Here is a 14452-nt window from a genome sequence, read left to right as displayed (position 1 = left end):
CCGCGTCGCCCGCGTACCGGGTCCGACCGGCGCGCCCGGCGGACGTCCGCGGCATCCGCGACCTCGTGCAGCCGTACGCCGACGAGCGGATCCTGCTGGCCAAGGAGCTCGTCGGCTACTACGAGGCGATCCAGGAGTTCCAGGTCGCCGAGGCCGAGGACGGCACCCTCATCGGCTGCGGGGCCCTGCACGTCATGTGGCAGGACCTCGCGGAGATCCGGACGCTCGCGGTCGCGCGCCAGTGGCGGGGCCGGGGCGTCGGGCACGCGCTGCTCGAGGGGCTGACCGCCCGGGGCCAGGAGCTCGGGCTGAGCCGGCTGTTCTGCCTGACCTTCGAGGTCGACTTCTTCGCCGCGCACGGCTGGGGCACGATCGCCGGCCCCGCGGTGCCGCCCGAGGTGTACGCCGAGCTGCTGCGGTCCCACGACGACGGGGTCGCCGAGTTCCTCGACCTCGCGCGCGTGAAGCCGAACACGCTCGGCAACACCCGGATGATCGTCGACCTCTAGGCCCCCGCGGGCAGGCGGTAGCGGGGGCGCTCCGGGTCCTCGCCCGGGACCCGCTCGACCAGGCCGTCGACGAGCAGCCCCGCCAGGCAGCGGTCGCGCTGCACGTCGTCCGGCCACACCGCGACGACCGCCTCGGCCGGCGCGGGCTCGAGCGCCTCGCGCAGCAGCGCCATGATCCGGCCGCGCACCTGCCGGTCCGTGCCGGCCCAGGCCTGCGTGCGCCGGCGCAGCGCGTGCACGTCGCCCGGCTTGCCGGCCAGCCGCCAGGCGCACCGGTCGGCGACCGGGCACGGCTCGCACCGCGGCGCGCGCGCCGTGCACACCAGCGCGCCGAGCTCCATCGAGGCGGCGGCCCAGCGCGCCGACCCCGCGTCGTCGGGGGGCACGAACGCCGCCGCCAGCCGGCGCTCGCCGACGGTCAGCGCGGGTGCCGGCAGCGCCGCGCCCTCCGCGACCCGGGCGAGCACCCGCCGCACGTTGGTGTCGAGCACGACGGACCGCAGCCCGAACGCGAACGCCCGCACCGCCGCCGCCGTGTACGCGCCGACCCCGGGCAGCGCGAGCAGCGCCTCCTCGTCGGACGGGACGACACCGCCGTGCCGCTCGACGACCGCCCGCGCGCAGTCCTGCAGCCGCAGCGCCCGCCGCGGGTACCCGAGCCGGTCCCACGCCCGCAGCACGTCCGCGGGGCTCGCGGCGGCCAGGTCGGCGGGCTCCGGCCAGCGGGACGTCCACGCGCGCCACGCCGGCTCCACCCGGACGACCGGCGTCTGCTGCAGCATCACCTCGCTGACCAGGACGCCCCACGGGGTCCGGTCGGGGTGCCGCCAGGGCAGGTCCCGCGCGTGCGCACCGAACCAGTCGACGACGTCGGCCCGCACGCCCGCGGCGAGCGCGGGGTCCACGGACGCGCGGTCCACGGACGCGGGGTCCACGGGCGCGGCGTCGACGGGGGAGCGGGGCACGCCGCACATCCTCACCCGCCCCGGTCGCGGGTGCCGAATCGCCCCGTCCCGCGGTCGGTGTCCCGACCCCACCCGATCGTCGCGGGACCACCCGCCGGATCGGCTGGGCTCGCGACGATCGGGTGGGGACCGGCGCGCGCCGGACCGCGTCGGCACGGCGGCCGGTCCCGCGTGTCCGCCCACGGGTCACCGGGGGTGACGCTGCGCCGGGTTAGCGTGGGCGGCAGTTCGAGCGGAGGGACCGGGACATGGGCGTGCTGCGGCCGGAGGGCTCGCTGCCCGCGCGCGTGTACTGGGTCCGGCGCGCCGTAGTCGTGCTGGTGCTCGCGCTCGTCGTGGTGCTCGCCGTGCTCGGCGTGCGGGCGCTGCTCGGCGGCGGGGGCGACGACGGCGCGGCCGCGCCGACCGACGCCGGGACCACCCCGGCGCCCACGGACGAGGAGACGACCGAGGGCACCCCGGTGTGCGAGCCCGGCGCGGTCGGCCTGGAGATGACCGCCGACGCGACGACGTACGCGGCCGGCGCGCTCCCGACGTTCACCATCCGCATCACCAACACCGGCGCGGCCACCTGCCTGCTGGACGCCGGCGACGCGCAGCGCCAGGTGCTCATCACCTCCGGCAGCGACCGGATCTGGGCGAGCACCGACTGCGCGACCGGCGAGACCCTGCAGCTGCTGCTGGCGCCCGGCCAGGTCGACGAGCGCCAGGTGCAGTGGGACCGCAGCCGCTCGGTCGAGGGCTGCACGCCGGACCAGCCCGCGGCCCAGCCGGGGACCTACCAGGCCGTGCTCGCGCTCGGCGGGGTCAGCACCGAGCCGGTGGTGTTCGGGCTGGAGTGATCCGCGCGGGTCAGCCGAGCGGTCAGACGTACCGCTCGAGGATGCTGGACTCCGCCAGCCGGGACAGCCCCTCGCGCACCGCGCGGGCGCGCTGCTCGCCGACGCCGTCGACCGCCATGAGGTCGTCGATGTTGGCCGCGAGCAGCTTCTGCAGGCCGCTGAAGTGCCCGACGAGCCGGTCGACGATCGCGGCGGGCAGGCGCGGGACCTTGGACAGCAGCCGGTAGCCGCGCGGGCCGGTGGCGGCGTCCAGCATCTCGACCCCGGACGGCAGCCCGAGCTCGCGGGCGATGAGCGCGAGGTCGAGCAGCTCGGTCGAGTCGAGCGCGGACAGGGACGCGGCGATGGCGTCGCCGTCGCGTCGGGACGCGTCGAGGTAGTCGCGGATCACCAGCTCGCTGTCCGACCCGATGCCGCCGGTGAGCTCGTCGAGCTGCAGGGACAGCAGGCGGCCGTCGGTGCCGAGCTCGACCACGTAGCCGGCGATCTCCTCCGAGATGCGGCGCACCATCTCCTGCCGCTGCACGACCACGCACACGTCGCGCACGGTCACGAGATCCTCGATCTCGAGCGCGGACAGCGTGCCGCTGACCTCGTCGAGCCGGGCCTTGTACCGCTCCAGCGTCGCGAGCGCCTGGTTCGCGCGGGACAGGATCGCGTCGGCGTTCTCCAGCACGTGGCGCTGCTCGCCCACGTACAGCGCGATGATCCGCATGGACGCGGACACCGAGATCACCGGCAGGCCGGTCTGCTTCGCGACGCGCTCGGCGGTGCGGTGCCGGGTGCCGGACTCGGACGTCGAGATGGTCGGGTCCGGGAGCAGCTGCACGGCGGCGCGCAGGATCCGGCGCGAGGCCGGGTCCATGACGATGGCGCCGTCCATCTTGGCGAGCTCGCGCAGCCGGGTGGCGGAGAACTCGACGTCGAGCTCGAACCCGCCGGAGCAGATGCTCTCGACCGTGGCGTCGTGCCCGAGCACGATGAGCGCGCCGGTGCGGCCGCGCAGGATGCGCTCCAGGCCGTCGCGCAGCTCGGTGCCGGGCGCGACCGCGGCGAGCGTGTGCCGCAGCAGGTCGTCGGGCGGCGTGGTGGTGGGCACGGCGCGATCCTACGGTCCCCCGGGGACAGGCCGCGTGCGGTGCGGCCGCCGTGGACGTCGCGATTCGGTCACGGTGCGGTGCAGGTGCGGTGTCGGTGGCTGCCGTTAGCGTGACGGCCGTGTCGACCACCACCGCCTCCCGGACCGCCCGGCCCGCGTACCGCTGCACCGAGTGCGGCTGGACGACGTCCAAGTGGGTGGGCCGGTGCGGCGAGTGCCAGACCTGGGGCTCGGTGTCGGAGGACACCGGCCCCGGCGGTGCGGCGCCGCGGACGGCGGTCATGGTGCCGCTGCGCGGGGCGGCCCGGCCGATCGCGGAGATCGACGTCGAGGCGGCCCGCGCGCTGCCGACGGGCGTGGGGGAGCTCGACCGGGTGCTGGGCGGCGGCCTCGTGCCGGGTGCCGTCGTGCTGCTCGCGGGCGAGCCGGGCGTCGGGAAGTCGACGCTGCTGCTCGACGTCGCCAGCCGCGCCGCGACCGGCGGGCGCACCGTGCTGTACGTGACCGGCGAGGAGTCCGCGGGCCAGGTGCGGCTGCGCGCCGAGCGGATCGGGGCGCTCGCGGACACGCTGCTGCTGACCGCGGAGACCGACCTCGGGACGATCCTGGGCCACCTGGCGCAGACCGAGCCGGACCTGCTGGTGCTCGACTCGGTGCAGACGGTCGCGTCGTCCGCCGTCGAGGGGTCCCCGGGCGGCGTGGCGCAGGTCCGCGAGGTCGCCGCCGCGCTGATCTCGGCCGCGAAGGAGCGGTCGCTGCCGGTGCTGCTGGTCGGGCACGTCACCAAGGACGGCTCGGTCGCCGGGCCGCGGACGCTGGAGCACCTGGTGGACGTGGTCTGCCAGTTCGAGGGCGACCGGCACTCGCGGCTGCGGCTGCTGCGCGCGACCAAGAACCGGTTCGGCCCGACCGACGAGGTCGGCTGCTTCGACCTCACGGAGACCGGGATCGTCGGCCTCGCCGACCCGTCCGGGCTGTTCGTGTCGCACGAGCGGCACCACGTGCCCGGCACCTGCGTCACCGTGACCCTGGAGGGCCGCCGGCCGCTCGCCACGGAGGTGCAGGCCCTCGTCGCGCCGTCGATGCTGAGCAACCCCCGCCGGACCACCAGCGGGGTCGACGGCAGCCGGCTCGCGATGGTGCTCGCGGTGCTGCAGCGGCGCGCGGGCCTGAAGGTCGGGGACCAGGACGTGTACGTCTCGACCGTCGGCGGCGCCCGGGTCGTCGAGCCGGCGGCGGACCTGGCGCTCGCGCTCGCGACGGTCAGCAGCCGGGAGAACGTGGCGCTGCCGCCGCGGCTCGTGGCGATCGGCGAGGTCGGGCTCGCGGGGGAGATCCGGCCGGTGACCGGCACCGCCCGCCGGCTGGCCGAGGCCGCGCGGCTGGGCTTCACGCACGCCGTGGTCCCCGCGGGGTCGCTGGAGAAGGGCCAGGCGCCCGAGGGGATGCGGGTCGCGCAGGCGGCCGACCTCGGGGAGGCGGTGCGGCTCACGCGGGCGGACGCGGCACGGGTGCAGGCCCGGGCGCAGGGCTGACGCGCAGGAGGCCGACACCCGCGGCGGGTCGACGCGCCTGGCCTGCCGCGTGCCCACATCCGAGGCGCGCCGGGGCACCCGCCCGGGGTGACCCTCTTGTGGCGCGCTGAACGCCCGTTTAGTCTGCTGAACGTGCGTTCAGCGATCGATGACGACCTCACCGCCCGCGCCCGGATCCGGGACGCGGCCCTGCTGCGGTTCGCCCGCGACGGGTTCGGCGCCGGCCTGCGCGCCGTCGCCACCGACGCCGGTGTCAGCCCGGCCCTGGTGATCCACCACTTCGGCTCCAAGGACGGCCTGCGCGCCGCCTGCGACGCGTACGTGCTGGAGCGCATCCGGTCGCAGAAGGAGGCGTCCCTGACCACGGAGACACCCCGGGAGTCGATGGCGCACCTGGCCGACCTCACGCAGTACGGGCCGGTGTTCGGCTACGTCGTGCGCAGCCTCGCGGCGGGCGGGGAGCTGGCCTCCCGGTTCGTGGACGACATGGTGGCCGCGACCGAGGACTACCTGGCGCTCGGCGTCGCGGCGGGCACCGTGAGCCCGTCGGTCGACCCCGCCGGCCGGGCGCGGTACCTGGTCGCCCAGAGCGTCGGCCTGCTGCAGCTGGCGCTGATCGACGCCGAGGCGGGCCGGGCGCCCTCGCCGACCCTCGAGCCCGTCGCGGCGTTCACCGCGCTGTCGCGCTGGGCGGTCGTCCCGGCGATGGAGATGCTGACCGAGCCGCTGCTCACCGACCACGACCTGCTGGCGGCGGCGATCCACGAGCTCGCCCGGGAGGAACCATGACCACCGACCCGACCACCGCCGCGGAGGCGGTCGCCGTCCGGGGGCTCGTCAAGGCGTTCGGCCGCCGGCGGGCGCTCGACGGGCTGGACCTGCACGTCCGGGAGGGCGAGGTGCACGGGTTCCTCGGCCCGAACGGCGCGGGCAAGTCGACGACCATCCGGGTGCTGCTCGGCCTGCTGCGCGCCGACGCGGGGGAGGCCCGGGTGCTCGGCGCCGACCCGTGGCGGGACGCGGTCGCCCTGCACCACCACCTGGCCTACGTGCCCGGCGAGGTCGACCTGTGGCCGAACCTGACCGGCGGCGAGGCGATCGACCTGCTCGGCCGGCTGCGCGGCGGGCTCGACCCGCGGCGGCGCGCCGACCTGGTGGAGCGGTTCGAGCTCGACCCGGGCGTGCGGGTCCGCGCGTACTCCAAGGGCAACCGGCAGAAGGTCGCCCTGGTCGCCGCGCTCGCCGCCGACGTGCGGCTGCTGGTCCTGGACGAGCCGACCAGCGGTCTGGACCCTCTCATGGAGGCCGAGTTCCAGCGTTGCGTCCGCGAGGCCGCCGCGCAGGGCCGGACCGTGCTGCTGTCCAGCCACATCCTCGCGGAGGTGGAGGCGCTCTGCGAGCGCGTCACGATCATCCGCGCCGGGCGCGCGGTCCGGTCCGGCACGCTGGACGAGCTGCGCGGGCTGACCCGGACCGCGGTCGTCGTGTCGCTCCGGGACCCGGACGGCGCGCTCGCCGCGCTGCGGGCCGCGCCGGGCGTGCACGACCCCGGGCACGTGGACGGCCACCTCCGGCTCGACGTCGACGCCGAGGCGCTCGACGACGTGCTGGCGCTGCTGCCCCGGTTCGGGGTCCGGGGCGTCACCGCCCACCCGCCGACGCTGGAGGACCTGTTCCTGCGCGAGTACGGCGAGCCGGTCGGGAGCCCCCGGTGACCGCCGTGGCCGCCGCCACGCGCCCCGTCGCGCCGGCGGACCGGCGGGCGGTGGACCGCTGGGCGGGGACCGGGGCGCTGGTCCGCGTCGCGCTGCGGGTCGAGCGGGTGCGGCTGCCGGTGTGGCTCGTCGCCGTGGTCGGGCTCACCGCCGTCTCCGCGTCGTCGGAGGCGGACCTGTTCCCGGACGCCGCGTCGCGGGCCGCCCGCGCCGAGCTCATGCGGTCGCCCGCGGCGGTCGCGCTCGGCGGGCCGGGGTACGGGCTGGACGACTACACGATCGGCGCGATGGTCGCGAACGAGCTCGGCGCGTGGGTCTCGCTCGCGCTGGCGGTGATGTCCGTCCTGCTGGTCGTGCGGCACCTGCGCGGCGCGGAGGAGTCCGGCCTGCTGGAGGTGGTCCGGTCGACGCCGGTCGGGCGGGACGCGCCGGTGCTCGCGGCGGTCGTCGTGGTGACGCTCGCCGACCTGGTGACGGGGCTGGCGCTGGCCGCCGCGCTCGTCGGCACCGGGCTGCCCGCGGCCGGCGCGCTCGCGTTCGGGCTCGGCTGCGGGCTGGTCGGACTCACCTTCGGGGCGACCGCCGCGGTGGCCGCGCAGCTGGTCGCGCACGCCCGCACCGCGTCGATGCTCGGGCTCGCGGCGATCGGCGCGGGGTTCGCGCTGCGCGCGGCCGGCGACGTCCGGGCCCCGGAGAGCGGCAGCGTGCTGAGCTGGCTGTCGCCGTTCGGCTGGTCGCAGGCCACCCGGGCCTGGGTGGACGAGCGCTGGTGGCCGCTCGCGCTGCCCGTGCTGGCGTCGGCGGCGGCGTTCGGGGTGGCGGCGCTGCTGGCGGAGCGGCGCGACCTCGGCGACGGGCTGCTGCCCGAGCGGCCGGGCCGCGCGCACGCCTCCGGGCGGCTGACCGGGATCACGGCCGTCACGCTGCGCCGGCTCGGCGGGGCGCTCGCGGGCTGGGCGGTCGGGGTCGCCGCGCTCTGCGGGCTGGTCGGCGTGCTGGCCCGGGAGGTCGTGCAGTTCGTCGAGGACGAGCCCGCGCTGGCGGCGTTCTTCCCCGAGGGGTCGGGAGCGGCCGCCGACGCCGCGCTGTCCCGGTACCTGCTGGTCGCGGTCGCCCTGGCCGCCGCCGCGGGGGTGCAGGGTGTCGCCGCGGCGCGCGTCGAGGAGGTGGCCGGCCGCGCGGCGCACGTGCTCGCGGGGCCGGTCGGCCGGGTGCGCTGGCTCGGGGCCCAGCTCGCGGTCGTGCTCGGCGAGGTGGCGGGCGCGGTGCTGCTCGGCGGGCTGGTCATGGGGCTCACGGCCGCGAGCACCCTGGACGACCCGTCGCTGGTGGGCCGGCTCCTCGGCGCCGCGCTGGGGCAGGTGCCCGCGCTCTGGGCGGTCACCGGGGTGGCCGTCCTCGTCCTGGGGGCCGCGCCGCGCGCGTTCGCGCTCGCCTGGGCGTACCTCGGCTACGTCGCGCTGACCGCGATGCTCGGCGGGGTGCTGCCGGACGGCAGCGACCTCGCGTCGCCGCTGCGGTACACGCCGGGCATGCCCGCCGAGCCGATGGACTGGCCCGCGGTGCTGGTCCTCGGGGCGCTCGCCGTCTCGCTGGTGTCCGGGGGCGTGCTCGCGTTCCGGCGGCGGGACCTGCTCGCCTGAGCCGCGCGGTCGGCCCGCGCCGGTCCGCCGGGTGCCGGCAGCCGGCGGCTAGGCTGCCGCGGGACCTCCGGGCCGGCCCGCGGCGACGCGGCCGCACCCGATCGGCAGGCGGCAGGGAGTGCGTGCATGAGTGACACCGACGGGCGCTTCGCGCGCCGGGACACCGGTACGCCGGCGCCCGGCCTGGGGCGGTTCGGCGACGACCGGCCGCGGTGGCCGAGCCTGCGCGGCGACGCCGGGACCGGCGGGACCGGTGCGGCGTCCCCGGACCCGTCGGCCCCCGCGGCACCGGCCGCCCCCGCCGGGCCGGCCGTCCCCGCGGCGCCGGCCGCGCCCGCCACCACGGGCGGCGCGTGGACTCCCGGTGACCGGGCCGACGCCGTGCCGGCGGCGCCCTCCCGTCGCAGCCGCCGGTTCGCGGCCGCCGACGACGCCGCCCCGTCGGAGCCCGTCGACCCCGCGGAGCGCACCGCCGCCCTGGCGCGCGCGGACGCCGCGCTGCGGGCCGGCGAGGTCCAGGCCCGGACCGCGGCGCTGGCCCGCGCGGACGCCGCCCTGCACGCCGCCGGCGCGACCGGCCCCACCGACCCGGCGCCCCGTGACGACACCCCGGACGACGCCGCCCCGCGCGACGCCGACGCCGCGCCCGCGCGCGGCCGCCGCCGGTGGGTGCTGGCCGGCGCGGTGGTCGCCGCGGTGCTGGTGCTCGGCGGCGCGGGCACGGCCTGGTTCCTGACCCGCGGCGACGGCGGCACCGCCGCGGCCCCGCCGGACGTGGTGCTGCCCTCGCCGACCGCCTCGGTCGCCCCGGTCGGCCGCACGGCCACGACCGCGTTCGCGAGCGCGCTGCCCACGACGCTGCTGCAGTACGCGCTGGCGACCTCCGCCGACGACGAGGCCTGGCTCGCCCAGGACGCGATCGAGGCGTACACGGAGACCTACACCGACGGCGCCGCCGGCACCGTCACCGTCCGGGCGGGCCAGTGGGAGACGCCCGAGGAGGCCGCCGCGGTGCTCGCGACGGTCACCGGGACGCTGCCGACGGCAGCCGAGGGCGCGACCGACGCGGCGAGCGACGCGACGACGGACGGCGCCACCGCCGCCGCGGGCCCGGCGGCGCTGCTGCAGGGCGAGGTCCTGGTGGACGGCGCGCCGACCGGCACCGTGACGGTCGTGGACGCGGGTGACGGCACCGGCGTCGCGGCGTGGAGCAACGGCACGACGGTGTTCGTGGTCCAGGGCCCGGCCGCCGACATCCGCAACCTGTACGCCGCCTACCCCCTCTGACCCGTCCGCCCACGGCACCCGCTGCCGGTGCGCCGAGCGAGCAGCCGACGCGTCGAGCGAGTACCCCGCGGGTACTCGCTCGGCGCGTCTCCTACCCTCTCGGCGCCCTGCGGGCCGGGTCGGCGCCCTGCCGGCCGGGCGGGCCCGGCGGGCGGGCGCGCGCCGCGTGGGGTAGACCGGAGGGCGGCGGCCCGACGGCGCGACCGCCCCCACCGCACCCCACCGCACGTCGCCCTCGCGCGGCGCGCGCCCGCGGCGCCGTCCCCCCGGCCGGCGCCGCCGAACCGAGGAGGACCATGGCACGCATCGGCACCACCGACCTGGACGTCCTGCCGCTGAACCTGGGCGGCAACGTGTTCGGCTGGACCGCGGACGAGCAGGCCTCGTTCGCCGTCCTGGACGCGTTCGTCGAGGGCGGCGGCAGCTTCGTCGACACCGCGGACGTCTACTCCGAGTGGGGCGACGGCCACGAGGGCGGGGAGTCCGAGGCGACGATCGGGCGCTGGATGGCGGCGCGCGGCAACCGCTCGGACGTCGTCGTCGCGACGAAGGTCGGCAAGCTCAGCACCCGCCGCGGCACGTCGCGGGCGGTCGTCCGGGCGGCGATCGACGACTCGCTCAAGCGGCTCGGCACCGACTACGTCGACCTCTACTACGCGCACGAGGACGACCAGGACACGCCGCTGGAGGAGACGGTCGCCGCGCTGGGCGAGGTCGTCGCCGACGGCAAGGCCCGGTACGTCGCGGCGTCGAACTTCACGCCCGGGCGGCTGGCCGAGGCGCTCAGGATCGCCGACGACTTGGGGGTCGCCCGGTTCGTCGCCCTGCAGCCGCACTACAACCTGGTGCACCGGGGCGACTACGAGGGCCCGCTGCAGGAGCTCGCGGTGCGCGAGGGCCTGGGCGTGCTGCCGTACTCCTCGCTGGCGAGCGGCTTCCTCACGGGCAAGTACCGCGACGGGGCACCGGCCGTGGACAGCCCGCGCGCCGGGTCCGCCGGGCGGTACCTGGACGACCGCGGCCGCCGGGTGCTGGCCGCGCTCGACGCGGTCGCGGCCGCGCACGGCACGTCCGTGACCGCCGTCAGCCTGGCGTGGCTGCGGGTGCAGCCGGGTGTCGTGGCGCCGATCGCGAGCGCGCGCTCGGTCGACCAGCTGCCCGACCTGCTCGCCGGCGCCCGCCTGGAGCTCGCGGACGACGAGATCACCGCGCTGTCGGACGTCGCGGCCTGACGCGCGGCGCCGGCGGCGGGCCCGTCAGCCCGCCGTCGGCGCCCCCGCGGCACCCACCGGCAGGGCGTCCGGCGCCCCGGTGAGGGGCAGCCGCACCGTGAACGTCGTGGCCCCCGGCGTGCCGTCGACCTCGATGCTGCCGCCGTGCGCCGTGACCACCGCGTGCACGATCGCCAGCCCCAGGCCCGTCGACCCGGCGGCCCGGTTCCGGGACGCGTCGCCGCGGGCGAACCGCTCGAACAGCCGGGACCGCAGCGGCTCGGCGATGCCGGGGCCGTCGTCGCGGACCCGCAGCACGGCGCGGTCGCCCTCCCGCGCGACGGCGACCACGACCGTCGTGCCGGCGGGCGTGTGCACCCGGGCGTTCGACAGCAGGTTGACCAGGACCTGCCGGAGCCGGTGCTCGTCGCCGACGACCGTCGCGGCCTCGGCCCCGTCGTCGTCCTCGTCGTCCCCGGGGCCCGACAACGCCGCCAGGTCGAGCCGCCAGGCGTGGTCCGGCCCCGCCACGTGCGCGTCGGCCACCGCGTCGACGGCCAGCGCCGCGAGGTCGACCTCCTCCAGGTCCAGGTCCCGGCCCGCGTCCAGCCGGGCGAGCAGCAGCATGTCCTCCACCAACGACGTCATCCGGCGCGCCTCCGACTCCACGCGGCCCATCGCGCGCACGACGTCGTCCGGCAGGTCCCCCGGGAGCCGCTGCACCAGCTCGGCGTACCCGCGGATCGAGGCCAGCGGGGTGCGCAGCTCGTGGCTGGCGTCGGCGACGAACCGGCGTACCTGGGTCTCGGACTCGTGCCGGGCGGTGAGCGCCGACTCGACGTGGCCGAGCATCCGGTTGAGCGCGGAGCCGACCTGGCCGACCTCGGTCGCCGGGTCGGTGTCCTCGTCCGGCACGCGCTCGCGGATGTCGACCTCGCCGCGGGACAGCGGCATCTCGGACACCCGGGTCGCGGTCGCGGCCACCCGGTCCAGCGGGCGGAGCTCGCGGCGCACCAGCACCGTGGCGAGCGCGGCGGCGACCAGCAGGCCCAGCACGGCGACGACGACCTCGACCACGACGTAGTCGTCGACCGTCGAGGTGATGCCGGCCAGCGGGATGGCGGTCACCGAGGTGCTGCCGTTGTCCGACTCGACGGCGACCACCCGGTACGTGCCGAGGTCGGGCAGGTCCACGGTGCTCGGGTCCTGGCCCGGCTCGACCGCGAGCAGCGTGTCCAGCTGCGCGTCGGTGAGGCCCTGCACGTCGCCCGACGCGTCGAGGTAGCCGGCGACCGGCGTGCCGTCCGGCGTCTCGAACACGCTGACCGTGCCGACGTCCTGCCCGGGCAGGCCGAGCGCGGGCGGGATGCTGCCGCCGGGCTGCCGCCCGTCGCCGGTGCCGCCCTCCGACCCGTCGCCCGAGCCCGACGACGACCCGTCGCCCGAGCCCGACCCGTCGCCCGACCCCGCCGTCGGCGCGCCGGACGGCAGCCCGCGGTCCAGCCGCCCGGGCGCGGCCGCGGCCCGGGAGCTGGCGTCCGCGAGCCGGGTGTCGACCTGCGTCATCAGCGACCCGCGCAGCGCCAGCGTGGAGACCAGCCCCATCACCGCCGCCACGGTCGCCAGCAGCGCCACCACCACCGCGACCAGCCGCCGGCGCAGCGTCCACCGGGGCCGCGCGGGGCGCGCGGCACTCACGCCGCGGGCTTCAGCACGTACCCGACGCCGCGCAGGGTGTGCAGCATCGGCTCGCGGCCCTTGTCGATCTTGCGGCGCAGGTAGGACACGTAGAGCTCGACGATGTTCGCCTGCCCGCCGAAGTCGTACTGCCAGACCCGGTCGAGGATCTGCGCCTTGGACAGCACCCGCCTGGGGTTGCGCATGAAGTAGCGCAGCAGCTCGAACTCGGTCGCGGTGAGGCGGATGTCGTCGCCGCCGCGGCTGACCTCGTGCGAGTCCTCGTCCATGCGCAGGTCGCCGACGACGAGCACCGCCTCCTCGCGCTCGGACACGGCGCCGGCGCGGCGCAGCAGGGCGCGCAGCCGGGCGACGACCTCCTCCAGGCTGAACGGCTTGGTGACGTAGTCGTCGCCGCCGGCGGTCAGGCCGGCGATCCGGTCCTCGACGGCGTCCTTCGCGGTGAGGAAGAGCACCGGCACGTGCGGGTGGGTGGCGCGGATGCGGCGCAGCACCTCCAGGCCCGACAGGTCGGGGAGCATCACGTCGAGGAGGATGACGTCGGGCTCGAGGGACCGGGCCTGCTTGATGGCGGCCTGGCCCGTCAGGGCGTGCTCGACCTGCCAGCCCTCGTACCGCAGCGCGGTGGAGAGCAGCTCGGCCAGGGTGGCCTCGTCGTCGACGACGAGGGCCCGCACCGGCTGGCCGTCCGGGCGGGTGAGGGCGTCGCGCTGGAGCGTGGAGGTGGTCATGGCTCGAGCATGGCCGCGCGACCTGGGGCGCCCCTGACGCGCTCCTGTGGGAATCCTGTGAGCCGCGCAGGCGCGCGCCGGGCGCCGGTCACTCCTGCTCGATGACCGACAGCACGTTCCCCGACGGGTCGGTGAACCAGGCGATCAGCGGTCCGCCGCCGCGGAACACCCCGTCCTCGTCGGTCTGCGTCGGCGTGCCCTCGTACCGCTCGAACCGCACGCCGCGACCGCGGAGCTCGGCCACGGCCGCCGGCACGTCCGGCACCGGGAAGTTCAGCACCGTGAACGACGCCGGGACGTGCGCGTCGCCCTTCGGGTAGAGCAGCACGTCGCGCCCGGACAGGTGCAGCAGGAGCATCCCGTCCCGCTCCTCGGCGTCCAGGCCGAGGACGTCGGCGTAGAACGCGCGGGCGGCGGTCACGTCCGCCACCGAGTAGCCGCTGAAGGACTCGCTGAGGTCGAGCATGACGGACTCCCTCGTCGTCGTGGCCCGGCGGCGGGGCGGGCCGCGTGCGGGCCGGGTGCGCCCAGCGTGCACCCCGGACGACGCCCGCGTGAAGGTCCCGCGCCCACCCGGTCGCCGCGCCCCGTCGTCGCGGGGCCGCACAGCGACCCGCCCGGCGCGACCCAGGCCGCTCCCAGGGGCGGGCGGTGCGCTGGTCGGGTCGCCCCGCCCCGGGGCCCGACGAGAGGGAGCCCGCCATGTCCGTCCTGGACGCACCCACCGCCCACGCCCACCACGCCGCCCAGCCGCACCACGTCGCGGCCGACGCCGACCCCTGGATCACGGCCACCGTCCGCCCGGCCGGGTCGTTCGGCCGCGCCGACGCCGGCCGGCTGCGCGCCCTGCTCGACGCCCTGTCCGCGTGCGCCTCGATCGTCGTGCTCGACCTGCGCTCGGCCCGGCTCCGGAGCCGCCGCGCGGCCGAGGCCGTGGACGAGGCCGCGGTGCTGCTGGAGGCGCGGGGCGGCTGCCTGCTGTGCGTGCACGCGGACGACGAGACCCGGGCGCACCTCGCGGGTGCGGGGCCGCACGCGGTGCTGCTGGACGGCGACGCGGAGCCGGCGACCGCGCCCGCGCGGCGCTGACCGGCCCCTGGGCCGCGGGGCGCGCCGGGGGTACGGCCGCGCACGCCCCTCGCCGACCTGGTGGAGGATTCGTGTGCGGCCCCGGTGCCGCCGGGAGCGCGGCGACCCGCTCGCCTACCGTGGTCCTC

Annotated in this window: 14 protein-coding genes; 9 read left to right on the top strand and 5 right to left on the bottom strand. The window is 77.7% G+C overall.

Annotation, left to right across the window (positions count from 1 at the left end; translation table 11 throughout):
• Positions 1-509, top strand: a 509-nt coding sequence (locus G6556_RS10515; protein ID WP_205693298.1) for an amino-acid N-acetyltransferase, incomplete at its 5' end; no start/stop codon positions are given.
• Here G6556_RS10515 and G6556_RS10510 read toward each other — a convergent pair.
• Positions 506-1390 (bottom strand): A/G-specific adenine glycosylase, encoded by an 885-nt coding sequence (locus G6556_RS10510; RefSeq protein WP_346774831.1) that lies wholly within the window; start codon positions 1388-1390, stop codon positions 506-508. The genes G6556_RS10515 and G6556_RS10510 overlap by 4 nt on opposite strands.
• Positions 1391-1722: 332 nt before the next feature.
• Here G6556_RS10510 and G6556_RS10505 point away from each other — a divergent pair, with 332 nt between their 5' ends.
• A complete protein-coding gene (locus G6556_RS10505; protein WP_166941071.1) occupies positions 1723-2316 on the top strand; it encodes a hypothetical protein in 594 nt (197 codons plus the stop codon).
• A 22-nt stretch (positions 2317-2338) separates the two neighbouring features.
• On the opposite strand, the gene disA is transcribed toward G6556_RS10505, so the two are convergent.
• On the bottom strand, positions 2339-3415 hold the full coding sequence (disA, locus tag G6556_RS10500; protein WP_166941069.1) for a DNA integrity scanning diadenylate cyclase DisA: 1077 nt from the start codon (positions 3413-3415) through the stop codon (positions 2339-2341).
• 119 nt (positions 3416-3534) lie between these two features.
• Here disA and radA point away from each other — a divergent pair, with 119 nt between their 5' ends.
• The 6 genes from radA (at position 3535) to G6556_RS10470 (ending at position 10827) form a co-directional block, all read left to right on the top strand.
• Positions 3535-4950: a DNA repair protein RadA gene (gene radA, locus G6556_RS10495; protein WP_166941067.1), complete on the top strand. Its 1416-nt coding sequence runs from the start codon at positions 3535-3537 to the stop codon at positions 4948-4950.
• A gap of 132 nt (positions 4951-5082) precedes the next feature.
• A complete protein-coding gene (locus tag G6556_RS10490) occupies positions 5083-5739 on the top strand; it encodes a TetR family transcriptional regulator (protein WP_166941065.1) in 657 nt (218 codons plus the stop codon).
• Positions 5736-6665, top strand: a complete 930-nt coding sequence (locus G6556_RS10485) for an ABC transporter ATP-binding protein (protein WP_166941063.1) — start codon at positions 5736-5738, stop codon at positions 6663-6665. Before G6556_RS10490 ends, G6556_RS10485 begins: the two co-directional genes overlap by 4 nt.
• Entirely contained in the window at positions 6662-8308 is a 1647-nt protein-coding gene (locus tag G6556_RS10480; RefSeq protein ID WP_166941061.1) for an anibiotic ABC transporter, read from the top strand. Before G6556_RS10485 ends, G6556_RS10480 begins: the two co-directional genes overlap by 4 nt.
• Positions 8309-8434: 126 nt before the next feature.
• Positions 8435-9595 (top strand): hypothetical protein, encoded by a 1161-nt coding sequence (locus tag G6556_RS10475; protein ID WP_166941059.1) that lies wholly within the window; start codon positions 8435-8437, stop codon positions 9593-9595.
• A 296-nt stretch (positions 9596-9891) separates the two neighbouring features.
• Positions 9892-10827 carry an aldo/keto reductase gene (locus tag G6556_RS10470; protein WP_166941058.1) on the top strand — a complete coding sequence of 312 codons (936 nt, stop codon included), beginning with the start codon at positions 9892-9894 and terminating at the stop codon, positions 10825-10827.
• Positions 10828-10851: 24 nt separating this feature from the next.
• Here the strand turns inward: G6556_RS10470 and G6556_RS10465 are convergent, their stop codons facing one another.
• From G6556_RS10465 to G6556_RS10455, 3 genes are all read right to left on the bottom strand, one after another.
• Positions 10852-12504, bottom strand: coding sequence for a HAMP domain-containing sensor histidine kinase (locus G6556_RS10465; RefSeq protein ID WP_346774830.1), 1653 nt, complete (start codon positions 12502-12504; stop codon positions 10852-10854).
• A complete protein-coding gene (locus G6556_RS10460; protein WP_166941056.1) occupies positions 12501-13235 on the bottom strand; it encodes a response regulator transcription factor in 735 nt (244 codons plus the stop codon). The genes G6556_RS10465 and G6556_RS10460 overlap by 4 nt, the downstream gene beginning before the upstream one ends.
• Positions 13236-13323: 88 nt before the next feature.
• Positions 13324-13701 carry a VOC family protein gene (locus tag G6556_RS10455; protein ID WP_166941054.1) on the bottom strand — a complete coding sequence of 126 codons (378 nt, stop codon included), beginning with the start codon at positions 13699-13701 and terminating at the stop codon, positions 13324-13326.
• Positions 13702-13937: 236 nt separating this feature from the next.
• Here G6556_RS10455 and G6556_RS10450 point away from each other — a divergent pair, with 236 nt between their 5' ends.
• On the top strand, positions 13938-14324 hold the full coding sequence (locus tag G6556_RS10450) for a hypothetical protein (RefSeq protein ID WP_166941052.1): 387 nt from the start codon (positions 13938-13940) through the stop codon (positions 14322-14324).
• Positions 14325-14452 lie beyond the last annotated feature (128 nt).

The organism is Cellulomonas sp. IC4_254 (genome assembly GCF_011603975.1).
GTDB lineage: Bacteria > Actinomycetota > Actinomycetes > Actinomycetales > Cellulomonadaceae > Cellulomonas.
This window is presented reverse-complemented; position numbering and strand designations above follow the sequence as displayed.

Excerpts from the sequence above, each read along its gene's own strand:
- G6556_RS10475 (WP_166941059.1), top strand. The coding sequence starts at position 8,435 with ATGAGTGACACCGACGGGCGCTTCGCGCGCCGGGACACCGGTACGCCG.
- G6556_RS10505 (WP_166941071.1), top strand. The coding sequence starts at position 1,723 with ATGGGCGTGCTGCGGCCGGAGGGCTCGCTGCCCGCGCGCGTGTACTGG.
- G6556_RS10470 (WP_166941058.1), top strand. The coding sequence starts at position 9,892 with ATGGCACGCATCGGCACCACCGACCTGGACGTCCTGCCGCTGAACCTG.
- G6556_RS10485 (WP_166941063.1), top strand. The coding sequence starts at position 5,736 with ATGACCACCGACCCGACCACCGCCGCGGAGGCGGTCGCCGTCCGGGGG.
- G6556_RS10450 (WP_166941052.1), top strand. The coding sequence starts at position 13,938 with ATGTCCGTCCTGGACGCACCCACCGCCCACGCCCACCACGCCGCCCAG.
- G6556_RS10460 (WP_166941056.1), bottom strand. The coding sequence starts at position 13,235 with ATGACCACCTCCACGCTCCAGCGCGACGCCCTCACCCGCCCGGACGGC.
- G6556_RS10455 (WP_166941054.1), bottom strand. The coding sequence starts at position 13,701 with ATGCTCGACCTCAGCGAGTCCTTCAGCGGCTACTCGGTGGCGGACGTG.